The organism is Marmoricola sp. Leaf446, from assembly GCF_001424755.1.
Lineage (GTDB): Bacteria > Actinomycetota > Actinomycetes > Propionibacteriales > Nocardioidaceae > Marmoricola.
Window position 1 is genome coordinate 369,506 of record NZ_LMRF01000005.1, and the last position, 16,867, is coordinate 386,372.

Below are 16,867 nucleotides of genomic sequence, written 5' to 3' on the forward strand. Positions count from 1 at the left end.
TAGGACCCGCGGGGTTCCCTCAGGCGCGTCTCCCGGGTCGGAGACGGCGCAGCACGAGCGCCATGACGTCGTTGACCTCCCCGATCCGCAGCAGCCGGGCCAGGGCGAGGTAGCAGGCGAGGTACGCCGTCCCGACGACCGCCAGCGGGAGCAGCGCCAGCAGCGGCCCGCCCCGGGGCAGCAACGCGTCGAGACCCTCCCGGACGCCCAGGGCCAGCAGCCCGGCGAGCCCGACGGCGAGGGCCAGCCGCACCAGGAACCGGAGCACCTGACGACCCGCGAGGTCGCCCACGGTGCGCGCGAGCACGGCGTAGGACACCACGACGCCGGCCGCGTAGGCGCAGGCGTAGGCGACCACCAGCCGGGGTGCGGTCTCGGCCGCGGGCGCGCCGCGCACCAGCAGCAGGGCGGCCACGATGTTGACGCCGGCCACGACGCACTGGATCCAGAACACCCGGCGGGTCTGCTCCAGGGCGTAGAAGCCGCGCAGCGCGAGGTAGTGGGCGGTGAAGAGCACCAGGCCGATGCCGAACAGCGCCAGCGTGGGCGCGAAGCTGGCGTAGTCGCGGCTGGCGGCGCCGTACCCCCAGATCACCTGGGCGAGGTCGAGCGCCATCACGGCGTACAGCACGGCGACCGGGACGACGAGGGCCAGCGCCGAGCGGAGCGTGCGCGAGACCTGGCGGCCGATCGCGGCCACGTCGCCGTCGCTGGCGTGCTGGGAGAGCAGCGGCAGCACCGCGGTGGCCAGGGAGACGGTGATGATCGAGTGGGGGACCATCGTGAGCACGAAGGAGTTGGAGTAGACGGTGTAGCCGGTGCCCCCGCCCGGCGCGCCCGGGCCCGAGGCCACGGTGCCGCTGCTGGCCAGCCGCACCACGACGGTGTAGGCGACCTGGTTGACGATCACGAACAGCACCGTCCACAGGCCCAGCCGCAGGGTGTGACCCAGGCCCGAGCCACGGAAGTCGAACCGCGGCCGGAACCGGAAGCCCGCCGAGCGCAGGTAGGGCACCAGCACCAGCAGCTGGACCACGATGCCCGCGGTGGACCCCACGCCGAGCAGCAGCTCCTGGCCGGGGGTGAAGCCGCCCGCGAGCTCGGGGCCGCGGGCGCCGCCGTGCAGCAGCAGGTAGACGACCAGCACCCCCACCGCGATGACGTTGTTGGCGATCGGGGCCCACATCATCGGGCCGAACCGGCCGCGGGCGTTGAGCACCTGCCCGACCAGCACGAACATGCCGTAGAAGAACACCTGGGGCAGGCAGTAGCGGGCGAAGGCGACCACGGAGTCCAGCTGGGCCTGCCGGTCGGGGTCGTAGAAGCGGTCGTCGAGGAAGAGCCGCATCAGCAGCGGCGCCGCCACCACGAGCAGCACGGTGACCACGCCGAGGAACAGCGCGGCCAGCGTCATGATGCGGTTGGTGTAGGCGTCGCCCCCGTCGGGGTCGTTCTTCATCGCCCGGACCAGCTGCGGCACCAGCACGGCGTTGACCACGCCGCCGGCCAGCAGGATGTAGAGCATGTTGGGCACGGTGTTGGCGATGTTGAACACGTCGGCGTGCAGGCCGACGCCGAGCGCGGCGGCGAGCAGGATGCCCCGCACCAGCCCGCTCAGCCGCGAGACCACCGTGCCGGCGGCCATCACCGCGCTGGAGGAGAGGATCGCGGCCGCGGTGTGGCGCGGCGCGGGCCGTGCCCGGTCGTCGGACTGCTCGGCGGGAGTGCTCACAGCAGGTCCTCCGCGGGGTCGGTCGGTCGCTCGCGCCAGCTGCGGTGGCGCAGCCGGAGCACGACGCGGCGGACGATCATCACGGCGAGCAGCGCGCCGCCGGCGGCGATGACGACCCACACGACGCGGCCCACCTCGCTTGTGCGCAGGCTGAACGTGAACGGCTCGCCGACGGGCGCGCCGTCGCTGGTGACCGGCTGCATCGTCACCTCGTGGACGCCGTCGGAGCTGCGCACCGGCAACCGCGCGGTCGAGCGCTGGCCGGGACCGAGCTGGACGGCCTCGCCGGTGTCGATGGCGACCTCACCGTCGGTCTCCACCCGCAGGCCGACGGTGACCGGCTGGTCGAGGTCGTTGACGACCGTGACGGTGACGTCGCCCGAGCCGCTGGACAGCGAGACCAGCTCGGTGCCGGTCACCCGGACGCGTCCCAGCTCGCCGCGGGCCGCCGCGGCCAGGGCGTCGGCGCGCTCGACGTTGAGGCGCGGCAACCGGCGGGCGCTGTAGGAGACCGCCTGGAGCGAGGCGCCCAGCAGGTCGTCGGCCACGTCGTCCTCGCCGGTCAGCAGGTCGCCGAGGGTGCGGCCGACGCCGGCCAGCTCCACGGCCGAGCGGAGGTTGTCGGTGTCGACCTCCGCGACCTCCTGCGAGCGCGGGTAGGGCAGCTCCCCGTCGTACGCCGGTCCGCCCGACGGCAGCGCGGCGAATCGCACCCAGTCGGTGTCGAGGCCGTCGAAGAAGTCGGCGTCCCGCCAGGCCGCACCGGGGTCCCACCGCGGGGGCAGGGTCACCACCAGCGGCCGCACCTCCTCGCCGGCGACGACCTGCGTGGCCGCCTCGGCCAGGACGCGCTGCCGCAGCGCCAGCGGGTCGCTGCCGGGGACGGGCGCGGGCCCGCCGGAGGAGGTGCGGGCGTCGGACAGCGTCAGCCGGCGGCCGTCGAGCGTCGAGGCGGGCGGCAGCCCCAGCTCGCCCTGGTCGCCGAGCAGCAGGCCCTGGTCGTCGGGCAGCGCGTCGACCAGGTCGGGGTCGAAGAACCCGCTGGGCGGGGCGACCACGGCGCGGCCCGTCAGGTCGCGGGCGGCCGCACGTCGCTCGGCCAGCGCGGCCGCCCGGGCGAGCAGCGGCGGTCGGCGACGGGCCAGGGCGGCGGCGTCCGGGTCGGCGTACGGGAGGGTGAGGAGGTCGCGGGAGTCCAGCTCCTCGCGCAGCCGCTCGACCAGCGTCCGGGCACGCTCGGACGCCGCGGCGTCGGGGACCCCGGCGGCGTCGCTCCCGCCGGAGGGTGCGGCGGACCCGGCGGGGGACGGGTCGGCGCCCGGGTCGGGCCGGGCCTCGAGCGACAGCGGCGGGTTGCCGTCGCCGAGGTCGGAGAGCGCGTCGAGCACCGCCGGGTCGGCCAGCCAGGTGAGGGGCCGGGAGCCGGCGGTCCCGGCGAAGTCGGCGAGCCGGGACAGCCGCCCCTCCTCCGCGCTGAGGTCGACCCACAGCTGCGGGTCGTCGAGGCTGCCGTCGGCCGCGCGCCGGGCGGCCTGCCGCAGCGGGAGCACGAGCGAGACGGGCACCGACGCGGTGCGGGCCTGGGGCGGGGTCAGCAGCGGGACGAAGGTGCGGGCCCGCCCGTCGGCGACGGCGTCGCGACCGGCGACGTCGGTGCCCAGGGCGTGCACGCCGATCCAGTAGGCCCCGGGGTCCCCGGAGATGGGCAGCTCCTCGACCGGCACGGACACCGTGAAGTCGGCCGTCTCCCCGGGCGCGAGCGCGCCGATGGGCTCGAAGACGTCGAGCCGCTCGCCCACGGCGGTCTGCTCGGGGGTCTGGGAGGCCAGCGCGAGGTCCTCGCGGGTCGTGATCGGGGTGGTGGAGGAGAACGGCGTGACGTTGACGTCGTCCCAGTCCTCCTCGGAGTCGTTGGTCACGCTGCCCTGGAGGGTGATGCTGCCGCGCCGCGGCAGCACCGCGGGGGTCATGGAGTCCAGCCGCACCGTGAGCGGGGTCGCCTCGGGCTCCTCGACGGCCGCGGCCGGGTCGGCCGTGCCCGCGAGCGCGACCCCGACCAGCGGGGCCACCAGGAGTGCCACCGCCGCCAGCACGCGGGTCGTCGAGCTGGCGGTTCGCACCCGGGGGATGCTACCGATCGGCCCGGCCCGCGCCCCCTAGACTCGTCCCTCGTGTCCGAGGAGCCCCTGCTGATCAGCGACGTCCAGGCGCGCACGGTGCGCGAGCTGCGGCGACTGGCGCCGGTGACCGACGAGCTCGGCCGCCGCTTCGCCGACGCGGGCCACGAGATCGCCCTGGTCGGTGGGCCGGTGCGCGACGCCATGCTGGGGCGGCTGCAGCAGGACCTCGACTTCACCACCTCGGCCACCCCGGCCCAGACCGAGCGGCTGGTCAAGGGGTGGGCCGACGCCGTCTGGGACATCGGCCGGGCCTTCGGGACGATCGGCTGCCGCAAGGGCGAGTGGCAGGTCGAGATCACGACGTACCGCTCCGAGGCGTACGACGCGCAGAGCCGCAAGCCGGCCGTGCAGTACGGCGACTCGCTGGTCGCCGACCTCGAGCGGCGCGACTTCACCGTCAACGCGATGGCCCTGTCGCTGCCGGGCGAGCAGCTCGAGGACCCCTTCGGCGGGGTGGTCGACCTGGCCGAGAAGCGGCTGCGCACCCCGGGCACGCCCGAGTCGTCGTTCTCCGACGACCCGCTGCGGATGATGCGCGCCGCGCGGTTCTCGGCCCAGCTCGGCTTCTCCGTCGACGCGGCCGTGGTCGCCGCGATGACCGACATGGCCGAGCGGATCACCATCGTCTCGGCCGAGCGGGTCCGCGACGAGCTGGTCAAGCTGCTGCTCTCCCCCGACCCGGTGCGCGGGCTGCGGCTGCTCGTCGAGACGGGGCTGGCCGACCACGTGCTGCCCGAGCTGCCGGCCCTGGCGCTCGAGCGCGACGAGCACCACCGGCACAAGGACGTCTACGAGCACACCCTGACCGTGCTCGAGCAGGCGATCGACCTCGAGGAGCGCCTCGGTGACGGCCCCGACCTGGTCTCGCGGCTCGCCGCGCTGATGCACGACGTCGGCAAGCCACGCACCCGACGCTTCCTCGACGACGGCACGGTCACGTTCCACCACCACGACGTCGTCGGCGCCAAGCTGACCCGCAAGCGGCTGCAGGCGCTGCGCTTCTCCCGTGACCAGGTCGACGCCGTGGCGCAGCTGGTGGAGCAGCACCTCCGCTTCCACGGCTACGGCTCCGGCGAGTGGACCGACTCCGCCGTACGCCGCTACGTCCGCGATGCCGGCGACCAGCTGGAGCGGCTGCACGTGCTGACCCGCGCCGACTGCACCACCCGCAACCGGCGCAAGGCCGAGCGGCTGCGGCGCACCTACGACGACCTGGAGCAGCGGATCGCCCGCCTGGCCGAGGAGGAGGGCAAGGCCGCGGTCCGGCCCGACCTCGACGGCAACCAGATCATGGAGGTGCTGGGCATCGGACCCGGTCGCGAGGTCGGCGAGGCCTACCGCCACCTGCTGGAGCTGCGGCTCGACCACGGCCCGATGACCGAGGCCGAGGCCGTGGCCGCCCTCCGGGCCTGGGCCGCCGCGCGCTAGTCCCCGGCTAGTCCGCGTCCGGGCCGGCGGCCAGGCCGGGCGTGTCGCCGGTGCGCACCAGCTCCTCGCAGATGTCGCGCAGCTTGCGGTTGTGGGTGCTGGAGAGCCGCTGCAGCAGCGCGAAGGAGCTCTCCAGGTCCAGCCCGAACCGCTCGACCAGCATCCCCTGCGCCACCCCGATGACGTGGCGCGAGCCGATCGCGGACTCCAGGCCGGCCCGTCGGTGCGCCGAGTGCAGGGCGTACGACGCGTGCACGGCGTACAACCGTGCCAGCTCGACCACCGACGGGTCGCCGAAGCCCTCCGGCGCTGCGGCGTAGAGGTTGAGCGAGGCGACCCGCTCGCCCCGGGCCTGCAGGCCGATGCTCAGCACCGAGCGGAGCCCGAGGTCGTCGGCGGCCGGCCCCCAGCGGGGCCAGCGCGGGTCGTCGGCGACCCGGTCGCTGTGGCGGTGGTCGGCCGCGTCGTACGCCTCGACACAGGGGCCCTCCTCCAGGGCGTACTGCAGCTCGTCGGCCCGCAGCGCCAGCGGCGAGGTGGCGCCGACGGTGTGCCAGCCGACGTGGCGCCGACGCACGGTGAGGCTGGCGTGGTCGGCGGGCGGCAGCAGCGCGACCGCGCGGTCGAGGACGTCCGCGACGGTGGCGTCCTCGGTGGGGTGCTCCTGCAGCTCGGCGGCGATCGCGGTCAGGAGGGTGGCGTCGCGAGAAGGACCCATGCGAGACCTGTCTAGTCACGAGGGGCGGCGCGGCCGGGGCTGGACCGCGGCAAGGAACCTAGCAAGGCCACCGGTCGTCGTGCACGTGCGCTGCCTCACCATCGGGTAACCCGGAGTGACATCTGCCGTTACAGTCCGAGACCCGCCCAGCCGACCCCAGGAGCCATCCCGTGCCGCTGACCGACGTCGCCCCCCTCGAGGCCTCGACCGAGATCGACGCCCCGCCCGCGCAGGTCTGGGCGCTGGTCTCCGACTTGCGCCACATGCCGCGCTGGAGCCCGCAGTGCGCCAAGACCTTCCTGCGCGGCGGCGAGATGAAGGTGGGCGCCAAGATGATCAACCTCAACCGGCGCGGCCTGCTGGTGTGGCCGACCCAGGGCCAGGTCGTCGACCTCGTCCCGGAGAAGCGGGTGGCGTTCCGGATCAAGGAGAACTGGACCGTCTGGTCCTTCGACCTCGAGCCCACCGCGGCTGGTGGCACCCGCCTGACCCAGCGACGTGAGGCCCCCCAGGGCATCTCCGACCTCTCGGTGAGGCTGACCGACCGGGTGCTCGGCGGCGTCGACGACTTCACCGTCGAGCTGCAGCGCGGGATGGCGCAGACGCTGTCCAGGATCAAGGCCGACGCGGAGCGCTGAGACCCAGCGCCGCTCGGACCGCGTGGAGCACGTCTTCGTCGCCGGCCCCGCCGGCGCGGGCCTGGGCCACGAACCCGGCCGCGAGGCCGTCCAGACGCCGCAGCAGCTCGGTCGCGGGCAGCGGGCGGGCGCCGTCGCTGACGCGCGTCCCCCCGCCGCGCCGCGAGGTCAGCAGCCCCTCGGCCTCCAGCTCGCGGTAGGCCCGCGCCACCGTGCCCACGGCCAGCCCCAGGTCGCCGGCGAGCTGGCGCAGCGGCGGCAACCGGTCGCCGGCGCGCAGCACCCCGCCCCCGATGAGGTCGCGCACCTGCCGGCGCAGCTGCTCGTAGGGCGGTGTCGGGTCGTCGGGGTCCACCTGGAGGCTCGCACCGTTCATCGGCGAGGGGTCCCGGGGCTGAGCACCACGAACCCGCACACGATCACCAGGCCCATGACGACGGGGACACTGAGCCCGAGCACGGCGGCCACCGGGTCCGCCCAGCCCGGTGCGCAGCTGACCTCGAGGCCCTTCCCGAGGGTGCGGAGGGCGACGGCGGTGGGGCTCGCGACCCCGACGTAGGACAGGCCCAGGGTGACACCGGTCGCCGCGACCACGACGCGCAGCGAGCGCCGGCGCAGGGTGTCGTCGCCACCGGCGTCGGCTCGACCGCGCGGTCGCACCACGACCTGGCGTGCCGCCAGGGCGGCGACGGCCAGCACGGCGACCAGCGCGAGGGCCAGCGGCACCGCGTAGTAAGCGCCGGGGTAGGGGCTCACGCTCGAGACGTAGGCACCCTGCTCGCACCGCAGCGACCGGGTGGACCCGTCCGTCGGGTCGGGTCCGGCCGTCACCGTGGTCAGCACCAGCAGTCCCGCGGTCAGCACCGCGACGACGGCGACGGGCAACCAGGTCCGGGGCAGGTGGTCGCGCACCCGCCGCACGGCGAGCGACGCCGAGCGGACCCCCGGCTCCCGTCGGGGACGCACGAGCGTCTCCCCCGCGATGACCGCGAGCAGGACGCAGGTGCCGAGGACGGTGGGAGCCAGCATCGACCCGGCGCCGAGGCTGCCGCCCTGCCCCACCGCTGCCGCCGCGAGCAGGCCGACGGCGACCCCGGCCACCCGGGTCGCCCCGACCAGACGGGCCTCCCGGATCGCGGCCGGTGCGTCGACGACCGGCCGCGGCCGGGCGCTGCTCGCGATCCGGCCGAGGAGGCCGGGGCGGTTCACGGTGCGTCCACCGGGGCCGGGGGGCCGGGCGGGTACGCCGCGACCGGCAGCCGGGCGCGGTCGCCGACGAGCGAGACCACGCACGCCAGGAGCAGCACCAGCGAGGGCAGCACCGACCAGCCGATCACGAGGCCGACCGGCTGCATCCAGGCCGGGGCGCAGCCGGGGGTGGCACCACCCAGCCCGTGCAGCGCGATGCCGGCGCTGAGCGCGATGCCGCCGTACGACGCGGCCACCGCGATGCCCGTGGCGGCCACCACCACGCCCAGCGACCGTCGCCGCAGCGCGTCGTCGTCCTCGGCGGGTCCTCGTCCGCGCGGCCGGTGCACCACCTGGCGTGCGGCGAGCGCGGCCACGGCGAGGACCGCGAGCAGGGCGAGGGCGAGCGGACCGCTGTAGAACGACCCCGGGTAGGGCGTGCGGGAGCTCGAGACGCCGGGTCCGGTGCAGGTCAGCGCCCGCACGGTGTCGGTGTAGGGGTCGGTGCTCGCGGTGAGCGTGGTCAGGGCGAGCAGCGCGACCAGGAGCAGGGTCTGCACCGCCACCGCCGGGCCCAGGTGGCGCGGCGCGTAGTCGCGGACCCGGCGCGGGCGCAGCGAGGCCGCCCGGGGACCGGCCGGGCGACGGGGCCGCACCAGCGTCTCGCCGGCGGCGACGCCCACGAGCAGGCCGAGCCCGGCTGCGGCGGGGGCGAGCATGGCCCCGGAGAAGTAGGCGCCCGACTGCACCACCCGGCTCGCCACCACCAGGCCCGCCAGCAGGCCTCCCCAGCGGGTCAGCGCGACCAGGCGGGACTCGCGGGTGCCCGGCACCCGGCGGCCCCGGGTGACCACGACGACGGCGGCCACGGCGACGACGAGGAGCGTCGGGAGCAGGAGCAGGACCAGCAGCTCGAGGAGTCCGATGCCCACGGTGTACCTCCGACGGGTCTTGTGCCAGGTGTGTGGCACAAGAGTGGGGCTGATGGGGCTTTGTGTCAAGAGGTCAGCACAAACGACGACACCCCCACCCGGCCGGGCCGGTGGGGGTGTCGTGCGGTCGTGCGGTGCGTCGGGCTAGCGCTCGACCTCGCCGGCGATGAACGCCTCGACGGACTTGCGGCCCTCCTCGTCGGGACGCTGCACCGGGGGGCTCTTCATCAGGTAGGACGACGCGGAGAGCAGCGGGCCGCCGATGCCGCGGTCCTTGGCGATCTTGGCGGCGCGGATCGCGTCGATGATGATGCCCGCGGAGTTGGGGGAGTCCCAGACCTCGAGCTTGTACTCCAGGTTGAGCGGCACGTCGCCGAAGGCGCGACCCTCGAGGCGGACGTAGGCCCACTTGCGGTCGTCGAGCCAGGCGACGTAGTCGGACGGGCCGATGTGGACGTTGCGGCTGTCGATCTTGTCGGCCAGCTCGCCGGTCAGGTTGGAGGTCACGGCCTGGGTCTTGGAGACCTTCTTGGACTCCAGGCGCTCGCGCTCGAGCATGTTCTTGAAGTCCATGTTGCCGCCGACGTTGAGCTGGTAGGTGCGGTCCAGCGCCACGCCGCGGTCCTCGAACAGCTTGGCCATCACGCGGTGGGTGATGGTCGCGCCGACCTGGCTCTTGATGTCGTCGCCGATGATCGGGACGCCGGCGTCCTCGAACTTCTTGGCCCACTCGGGGTCGGAGGCGATGAAGACGGGGAGCGCGTTGACGAAGGCCACGCCCGCGTCGATGGCGCACTGGGCGTAGAACTTGTCGGCCTCCTCCGAGCCCACGGGCAGGTAGGAGACGAGCACGTCCGCGCCGGACTCGCGCAGGGCGGCCACGACGTCGACGGCGTCGGCGCCGGACTCCTCGATGGTCTGGCGGTAGTACTTGCCGAGGCCGTCCAGCGTCGGGCCGCGCTGGACCTCGATGCCGAGGGTCGGCACGTCGGCGATCTTGATGGTGTTGTTCTCGGAGGCGTTGATGGCCTCGGAGAGGTCCTTGCCCACCTTCTTGTCGTCGACGTCGAAGGCGGCGACGAACTCGACGTCGGCGACGTGGTACTCGCCGAACGTCACGTGCATCAGGCCGGGGACGACGCCCGACGGGTCGGCGTCCTTGTAGTACTCCACGCCCTGGACGAGGGAGCTGGCGCAGTTGCCGACTCCTGCGATGGCGACACGGACCGATCCCATGGGTTTCTCCTTCTTCTGCGAACGTCGACTCAGGCGTCGAGGTCTGGTGTGCGGTGCTCTGGTTGGGGACTGCGCGGGGACTGCTGCTGGTGCTCGGCGGTGATGAGGTCGGTGAGCCAGCGCAGCTCGCGCTCGACCGACTCGATGGAGTGCCGCTGCAGCTCGCTGACGTAGCGGTCGACCGGGCCGGTGGGCTGACGGTCGGAGCGGACGCGGTCCAGCCGCTCCTGCAACCGGCTGCGGCGACCCTCGAGGACCCGCAGCCGCACCTCGGTGTCGGTGCGGGAGAAGAACGCGAACCGCGTCGCGAAGTCCTCGTCCTCCCAGGCCGACGGGCCGACGTCGGTGATCATCCCGGCGAAGCGCGCCTCGCCGGCGGGGGTGATGCGGTAGACGATCCGCTGCCGGCGGGACACGCCGGCCGGGGTGGTGTCCTCGATCACGAGCCCGGCGCGCAGCATCCGCTTCAGCGCGGGGTACAGGGAGCCGTAGGACAGCACCCGGGTCCAGCCGAAGAGCAGGTTGAGCCGCTTGCGCAGCTCGTAGCCGTGCAGCGGCGACTCGTGCAGCAGCCCGAGGACGGCGAGCTCCAGTGCGGCGGCCTTGCTGCTCATCGTCCACCTCCTCGGGCGTGCGGGCACCGGACGTCCCGGCGTTACATCGCACCAACCTATCGCACCGATATATCCAGTGCGTGACTGCACCGCCGTGTCCCGGCCCGGCGCGTCGGGTTCGGCGGCCACGGCACAGCGCGACCCCGTACTCTTCGTGACCGGAACCGGCCTCCCCCAGGCACGCCCACCCCAGGAGGTAGAGCACGCAGTGAGCCCGCAGCGCACCCCCCGCCCGTCCTCGGGCGGCGCCCGCAACGGCTCCGGCCGGGGTTCTGCCACGGCCGCCCGCCCGGTGCGGCGCCGCCTCCGGGCCGTCGCCAGGTGGACCCTCGTGGTGGGCCTGGTGCTGGCCCTGGTCGGGGGCGGCGTCTTCTACTTCACCTACCGCAACACCGAGATCCCCAGCGCCAACCGCGCCTTCGAGGCCCAGTCGACCTACGTCACCTACAGCGGCGGCAAGCAGCGCATCGGCACCTTCGCGGAGCAGAACCGCGAGTCCGTCCCGCTGGCCGACATCGCGCAGTCGATGCAGGACGCCGTGATCGCCGCCGAGGACCGCACCTTCTACTCCAACAGCGGCATCGACCCCAAGGGCATCCTCCGCGCCGCCTTCTCCAACGCGCGCGGCAACGCCACCCAGGGCGCCTCCACGATCACCCAGCAGTACGTCAAGCTGCTCTACCTCAGCCAGGAGCGCACCCTGGGCCGCAAGGTCAAGGAGGCGTTCCTGTCCCTGAAGGTGCAGCAGGAGCGCTCCAAGGAGGCGATCCTCGAGGGCTACCTCAACACCATCTACTTCGGCCGCGGGGCGTACGGCGTCCAGGCCGCCTCCCGCGCGTTCTTCGGCAAGAACGCGGCCGGGCTGACCCCGCAGGAGTCCGCGACCCTGGCGGCCGTGCTCAACTCGCCCTCGGGGCTCTCGCCCGACGGGGGCGAGGAGACCCGTGCGCGGCTGGTCTCCCGCTACGACTACGTGCTCGACGGCATGGTCGAGGCCGGCGCGCTCGAGGCCTCCGAGGCCGACCGCATCGCCGGCAAGCTCCCGAAGTTCGTCAAGCGGGGCGGCAGCAACCAGTTCGGCGGCCAGCGCGGGTTCATGCTCTCCATGGTCAAGGACGAGCTGCAGCGCATCGGCTTCGACGAGACCGAGATCGACACCGGTGGGCTGCGGGTCGAGACGACCTTCACCCGCGCGGGCATGGCCGCCAACGCCGAGGGCGTGGCCGAGCGCCGCCCCGAGGGCCTCCGGGGCCTCCACGTCGCCAGCGCGTCGGTCGACGTGCAGACCGGCGCCCTGATCGGCTTCTACGCCGGCCAGGACTACCTGCGCAGCCAGCTCGACTGGGCCACCATCGGCTCCTCGCCGGGCTCGTCCTTCAAGCCGTTCGCGCTGGCCGCGGGCCTCGACGCGGGCTACAGCCTGCGCGACACCTTCGACGGCAACTCGCCCTACGAGTTCGAGGACGGCAGCGGCTCGGTGGACAACCAGGGCGAGGGGACCGGCACCAACTTCGGCTCCGCCATCAGCCTGGTCACGGCCACCGAGAACTCCGTCAACACGGCGTACGCCGACCTCACCGACAGCATCCCCGAGGGGCCCCGCAAGATCCGCCAGATGGCCGTGCGTCTCGGCGTGCCCGACGACGCGCCGGGCCTGGAGCCCAACAACGCGATCGCGCTCGGCTCGGCGACCGTCAGCCCGGTGTCGATGGCCAACGCCTACGCGACCATCGCCAACGGCGGCGTGGCCCACGACGTGTTCACCGTCAAGCGCGTCACCCGCGCCGAGGACGGCGAGGTGCTCTACAAGGCCCCGCGCGAGACCAAGCGGGTGCTGTCGGAGGACATCGCCAGCGACGTCAGCTACGCCATGCAGCAGGTGGTGGCCACCGGCAGCGGCACCAACGCCCAGGGCGTGGGCCGCCCGGCCGCGGGCAAGACCGGCACGGCGACCAACGCCGACGGCGACGTGTCGTCCTCGTGGTTCGTGGGCTACACCCCGCAGGTCGCCACCGCGGTGATGTACGCCCGCGGCAAGGGCAACGAGGCCCTCAACGGCTTCCTGCCCACCTTCTACGGCGGGCAGTACCCCACCCTGACCTGGTCCTCGATCATGGGCCGACTGATGGAGGGCGTCGACGTCGAGGACTTCCCCGCGCCGGCGTTCGTCGACGGCGACGCGCCCGAGGACGGCCACGCGCCGTACACCCCGCCGCCGTCGCCCACCTTCACCCCGGACCCGACGCCCAGCGAGTCGCCCAGCGAGTCGCCGAGCGAGTCCCCCTCGCGGACACCGTCGCCCTCGCCGACCCCGACGCCGCCGGCCGAGCCGGCCGACCCCGGTGAGCCGGTCGACCCCGGCCCCGACCTCGGGCAGCCGGGCAACGGCAACGGCCGCGAGCCGGGTGCCGGCGGCGCGAGCCCCGGTGCCGGCTAGCGGCACCGAGCCCCGCCGGGGCGTGGTGGCCCCGACCCGCACCGACCCCGTGGCCCGGGGGCTCAGCGACGTCGTCGGCGGTCCGGTCGGGCGGCACGCGCTGCCGCACCGCTGGTGGACCCCGGTGCGGGTGCTGCTCGCCCTCGCCGCGGTGGTGATGGGCCTGTCGGTCGTCCACCACGTGCCGTGCCTGGAGACCGGCTGGTCCGTGGACCAGGCCCGCTACGGCAAGGGCTGCTACTCCGACGTGCCCTACCTCTATACCGGTCGCGGCCTGGCCGAGGCCTGGTGGCCGTACGCCGACGACGGCGGTCGTCACCAGGCGATGGAGTACCCCGTGGGCATCGCCTACGTGGCGTACGCCGTGGCCCGGGCGACCCAGGTCGTGGCCGGCGACGGGCCCTCGATCGTGGAGCGGCGCTCGGCCTCCCCCGACGGGGTGTGGGGCCTGCCGGGGATGGCGCAGGAGACCAACAGCTACTTCCTGCTGACCGCGCTGCTGCTGGCGGCGTGCGCGCTGGGCGCGACCTGGCTGCTGTCGCGGGCCCACCCCCGGCGGCCCTGGGACGCGCTGCTGTTCGTGCTCTCGCCCAGCCTGCTGCTGACCGGGCTGGTCAACTGGGACCTGCTGGCCGTCGTGCTGGTCGCGGGTGCGCTGTGGGCGTGGTCGCGCGGCGATCCAGTCCTCACCGGCGTCCTGATCGGGCTCGGGACCGCCACCAAGCTCTACCCGCTGTTCCTCCTGGGGCCGGTGCTGGTGATCTGCCTGCGACGGCGCGAGCTGGGGGCGTTCGCCCGGGCCGCGGTGGCGGCAGCGGTCGCGTGGGGCCTGGCCAACGCCCCGGCGTACCTCTCCGACGCGGAGCGGTGGCAGGTGTTCTGGTCCTTCAACGCCGACCGGGGTGCCGACCTCGGCTCGGTGTGGCTGGCGCTCTCGCACGCCGGCCTCAGCGCGTCGGTCGAGCAGGTCAACCTGTGGTCGTGGGTCGTCTTCGGCGCGGTGTGCGTCGGGGTCGCCGTGCTCGGGCTGCGGGCGCCGGAGACCCCGAGGCTGGCGCAGCTCGGGTTCCTCGTCGTCGCGGGCTTCCTCCTGGTCAACAAGGTCTACTCGCCGCAGTACGTGCTGTGGCTGCTGCCGCTGGCCGTGCTCGCGCGGCCGCGCTGGCGCGACCAGCTGGTGTGGCAGGCGGGCGAGGTCCTCTACTTCGTCATGGTGTGGGCCTACCTCGGCGGCTACCTCGAGGACGCCTCCGAGACCGCCTCACCGCTGTACGACGTCGCGATCTGGCTCCGGCTGGCCGCCCAGCTCTACCTCGTCGCCGTCGTGGTGCGCGACGTGCTCCGTCCCGCCCACGACCCGGTGCGCACCGACCCGGTGCACGTGCCCGGCGCACCGGTGGGTGGACGTCAGGAGATCTCGACGGCGTCGAACGACGTCGCGGTGTAGCGGACCCGCACCTCGATCTCCTCGCCCACCGCCGGCACCGGGGCGCCGTGGGGGATGAACAGCATGGAGACCTGCATGTGCGGTGGCTCGGCGAACAGCCGCTGCTTGCCGCCCACGCTGTACGGCGAGCGCACGAAGCCCGCCGCGTCGAGACCGCCCCGCGCCAGCGAGGCGGCGCGCGCCTTCAGCGTGGCCTCGCCGGTGGGGGCCTCCAGGCCGATGCCGTGCGAGGTGCCGCCGGAGACCACGAGCAGCGTGCCGCGTCGCGGCGCCGAACGGCCGCGGTAGCCGTAGGTGTCGCCGCGCTCGACGGGGTGGGCGTCGAGCACCTCCGCGGTGACCTGCAGGGCGCCGCGGTCGCCCAGCCACAGCCCGGTGCCCACCCGCGGGCGCAGCACCAGGTCGGGGAACTTCAGGGCCAGCACCTCGAGCTCGGTCTCGGTCAGGTGGGACACCCAGACCTGGCGCGCCGGGCCGCCGCCGGAGGCGAGGTCGGCCACGGCCGGCTCGGCGAGCAGCCGCTCGACCTCGCCCGCGTGGGTGGACCGGCTCGACCGGGCCGAGATGGTGGCGCGGGCCGAGGGCAGCGGCAGGTGCAGCGCGACGCCCTCCACGCGGACGCCGCCGCGCCGGGCGCGGCGTACGGCCTCCGCGAGGTCGTCGCCCGAGAACCCGTGCCGCAGCATCGAGGTGAGCCGCTCGAGCACGACCCGCACGGGCCGGTCCGCGGCGCGACCCTGGTCGGCGAGCGCGTCGAGGTCCTCGAGCCGACCGACGGTGTGGACCACCCGCGCGGGGTCGACGCCCAGCGCCGCGGGGTCCTGGTGCTCGCCGTGACCGGGTCGCCACGGCTGCAGCACGAGCAGCGAGCCGTCGAAGCGCTGGTGGAGCTCGGCGAGCTCGGGGTAGGTGCCGGCCGCGACCGTGTCGACCCCCAGCCACTGGGCGCGGCGGGCCAGCCGGTGCAGGCCCAGGCCGTAGCCGTTGCCCTTGGTCACCGGCACCAGGCCCGGGTGGCGCGCGAGGGTGTCGCGCAGGTGGGTGCGCCACCGGTCGCCGTCGACGTGCAGGGTGAGCGACATCAGCCCCTCCGGCGCATGTAGAGGTCGAAGGCGGCGTACAGCGGCTTGCTGAGCGGGAGGTCCCACTCGCCGACGTGCTCGACGGCCTCGCCGCCGGTGCCGACCTTGAACTGGATGAGCCCGACGTGGTCGTCGTCGGAGCGGAGCGTGTCGGTGATGCCGCGCAGGTCGTAGACCCGCGCCCCGGCGGCCAGCGCGTCGCGGACCATCTGCCACTGCACGGCGTTGGAGCCGCGGACCTCGCGCTTGTCGGTCGAGGAGGCGCCGTAGGAGTACCAGGCGTGGCTGCCGACCCGGATCCAGATCGTCGCCGCCACGAGGTCGCCCTCGTGGTGGGCGAGGTAGAGCCGGATCCGGTCGGGGTCCTCGGCGCCCAGCGCCGCGACCATGGTGCGGAAGTAGGACAGCGGGCGCGGCGTGAAGTGGTCGCGCTCGGCGGTGTGGAGGTAGAGCGCGTGGAACGCGGCCAGCGCCTCGTCGACCTCGGCGGACGGTGTGGCCGATCCGGCCACCGAGCTGACCTCGACCCCGAGCTTGGCGGCCTTCTTGATGTTGCGGCGCCAGAGCTGGTTCATCCGCCGCAGCACCTCGTCCTCGGGCAGGGCCGCGCCCGCGTCGTCGGCGAGGGGGACCTGGAAGTTGTACTGCGGCTGGCCGGCGGCGAACCCGCCGTCCGCGCCCTGCCGGCGCCAGCCGAGCTGCTCGAGCTGCCGCGCCACCGAGAGCCCCGCGGCGTGCTCGGCGGTGGGGGACAGGTCGGTCAGCGAGGTGACGGCGTCGTCGGCGATGCCCTCCTTGACCGCGGCGGCGCTCCACCGACGGGTCACCACGGGCGGGCCGATCCGGACGCCGAACGCCCCGGCCGCCCGCACGTGCGCGGTCAGCGGGGCCAGCCAGCGCTCCAGCCCGCCCGGCTCCGCGGCCTCGTCCCACGGCAGCACCGGCCCCTCGGGCAGGTAGGCGAGGTAGCGGCGGACCTTGGGCAGCTGGCGGTAGAGCACCAGCGCCACGCCCACCACCCGGCCCTCGGGGTCCTGCCAGGCGATCGACTCGGCCTTCCAGTCGGGCTTGACCCGGGCCCAGGCCGGGGTCTGCAGGAAGCTCGCCGCCCCCCCGTTGCCGGCCAGGTCGGCCACGAAGGCGCGGTGCTCCTCGGCGCCGGTCGTGCGCACGGTGAGCGTTCGATGATCCACCGCGCGAGCCTAGCCGCACCGAGCAGCCGCCCCCGGCAGTAG

Annotated in this window: 14 protein-coding genes; 4 read left to right on the plus strand and 10 right to left on the minus strand. The window is 74.3% G+C overall.

What is annotated here, in order from left to right; all coding sequences use genetic code 11:
• Positions 1 to 19 precede the first annotated feature (19 nt).
• The gene (gene murJ, locus ASG49_RS14460; protein WP_235562099.1) at positions 20 to 1,732 is read right to left on the minus strand and encodes a murein biosynthesis integral membrane protein MurJ; all 1,713 of its coding nucleotides are present in this window, start codon (positions 1,730 to 1,732) and stop codon (positions 20 to 22) included.
• The gene (locus ASG49_RS14465) at positions 1,729 to 3,852 is read right to left on the minus strand and encodes a DUF6049 family protein (protein ID WP_156384355.1); all 2,124 of its coding nucleotides are present in this window, start codon (positions 3,850 to 3,852) and stop codon (positions 1,729 to 1,731) included. Before ASG49_RS14465 ends, murJ begins: the two co-directional genes overlap by 4 nt.
• 51 nt (positions 3,853 to 3,903) lie before the next feature.
• Here ASG49_RS14465 and ASG49_RS14470 point away from each other — a divergent pair, with 51 nt between their 5' ends.
• A complete protein-coding gene (locus tag ASG49_RS14470) occupies positions 3,904 to 5,340 on the plus strand; it encodes a CCA tRNA nucleotidyltransferase (protein WP_056543022.1) in 1,437 nt (478 codons plus the stop codon).
• 7 nt (positions 5,341 to 5,347) lie between these two features.
• Here ASG49_RS14470 and ASG49_RS14475 read toward each other — a convergent pair whose 3' ends face one another.
• Positions 5,348 to 6,058: a GAF and ANTAR domain-containing protein gene (locus tag ASG49_RS14475; protein ID WP_056543025.1), complete on the minus strand. Its 711-nt coding sequence runs from the start codon at positions 6,056 to 6,058 to the stop codon at positions 5,348 to 5,350.
• A gap of 170 nt (positions 6,059 to 6,228) precedes the next feature.
• On the opposite strand from ASG49_RS14475, the gene ASG49_RS14480 reads away from it, so the two are divergent.
• Positions 6,229 to 6,696, plus strand: coding sequence for an SRPBCC family protein (locus ASG49_RS14480; protein WP_235562100.1), 468 nt, complete (start codon positions 6,229 to 6,231; stop codon positions 6,694 to 6,696).
• On the opposite strand, the gene ASG49_RS14485 is transcribed toward ASG49_RS14480, so the two are convergent.
• From ASG49_RS14485 to ASG49_RS14505, 5 genes are all read right to left on the minus strand, one after another.
• The gene (locus ASG49_RS14485; RefSeq protein ID WP_056543027.1) at positions 6,674 to 7,072 is read right to left on the minus strand and encodes a GntR family transcriptional regulator; all 399 of its coding nucleotides are present in this window, start codon (positions 7,070 to 7,072) and stop codon (positions 6,674 to 6,676) included. The two genes, ASG49_RS14480 and ASG49_RS14485, sit on opposite strands and share 23 nt — an antisense overlap.
• Positions 7,069 to 7,905, minus strand: coding sequence for a hypothetical protein (locus ASG49_RS14490; RefSeq protein ID WP_056543029.1), 837 nt, complete (start codon positions 7,903 to 7,905; stop codon positions 7,069 to 7,071). The genes ASG49_RS14485 and ASG49_RS14490 overlap by 4 nt, the downstream gene beginning before the upstream one ends.
• Complete coding sequence (locus tag ASG49_RS14495) at positions 7,902 to 8,816, minus strand: hypothetical protein (RefSeq protein ID WP_056543031.1); 915 nt, start codon at positions 8,814 to 8,816, stop codon at positions 7,902 to 7,904. The genes ASG49_RS14490 and ASG49_RS14495 overlap by 4 nt, the downstream gene beginning before the upstream one ends.
• Positions 8,817 to 8,960: 144 nt before the next feature.
• Positions 8,961 to 10,052: an inositol-3-phosphate synthase gene (locus ASG49_RS14500; protein WP_056543032.1), complete on the minus strand. Its 1,092-nt coding sequence runs from the start codon at positions 10,050 to 10,052 to the stop codon at positions 8,961 to 8,963.
• 29 nt (positions 10,053 to 10,081) lie between these two features.
• Positions 10,082 to 10,666, minus strand: a complete 585-nt coding sequence (locus tag ASG49_RS14505; protein WP_056543034.1) for a PadR family transcriptional regulator — start codon at positions 10,664 to 10,666, stop codon at positions 10,082 to 10,084.
• A 208-nt stretch (positions 10,667 to 10,874) separates the two neighbouring features.
• Between ASG49_RS14505 and ASG49_RS14510 the strand changes: the two genes are divergently transcribed.
• Both ASG49_RS14510 and ASG49_RS14515 read left to right on the plus strand, forming a co-directional pair.
• Entirely contained in the window at positions 10,875 to 13,103 is a 2,229-nt protein-coding gene (locus tag ASG49_RS14510) for a transglycosylase domain-containing protein (protein WP_056543036.1), read from the plus strand.
• 22 nt (positions 13,104 to 13,125) lie between these two features.
• Entirely contained in the window at positions 13,126 to 14,550 is a 1,425-nt protein-coding gene (locus tag ASG49_RS14515; RefSeq protein WP_235562101.1) for a glycosyltransferase family 87 protein, read from the plus strand.
• Here the strand turns inward: ASG49_RS14515 and ASG49_RS14520 are convergent.
• Positions 14,511 to 15,632 (minus strand): alanine racemase, encoded by a 1,122-nt coding sequence (locus tag ASG49_RS14520; RefSeq protein WP_056543038.1) that lies wholly within the window; start codon positions 15,630 to 15,632, stop codon positions 14,511 to 14,513. The genes ASG49_RS14515 and ASG49_RS14520 overlap by 40 nt on opposite strands.
• Positions 15,632 to 16,825, minus strand: a complete 1,194-nt coding sequence (locus tag ASG49_RS14525; protein WP_056543040.1) for a peptidoglycan bridge formation glycyltransferase FemA/FemB family protein — start codon at positions 16,823 to 16,825, stop codon at positions 15,632 to 15,634. Before ASG49_RS14525 ends, ASG49_RS14520 begins: the two co-directional genes overlap by 1 nt.
• Positions 16,826 to 16,867 lie beyond the last annotated feature (42 nt).

Bases quoted from the DNA above. Each gene is read 5' to 3' on its own strand.
- ASG49_RS14475 (WP_056543025.1), bottom strand. From the start codon at position 6,058: ATGGGTCCTTCTCGCGACGCCACCCTCCTGACCGCGATCGCCGCCGAG.
- ASG49_RS14485 (WP_056543027.1), bottom strand. From the start codon at position 7,072: ATGAACGGTGCGAGCCTCCAGGTGGACCCCGACGACCCGACACCGCCC.
- ASG49_RS14500 (WP_056543032.1), bottom strand. From the start codon at position 10,052: ATGGGATCGGTCCGTGTCGCCATCGCAGGAGTCGGCAACTGCGCCAGC.
- ASG49_RS14505 (WP_056543034.1), bottom strand. From the start codon at position 10,666: ATGAGCAGCAAGGCCGCCGCACTGGAGCTCGCCGTCCTCGGGCTGCTG.
- ASG49_RS14520 (WP_056543038.1), bottom strand. From the start codon at position 15,632: ATGTCGCTCACCCTGCACGTCGACGGCGACCGGTGGCGCACCCACCTG.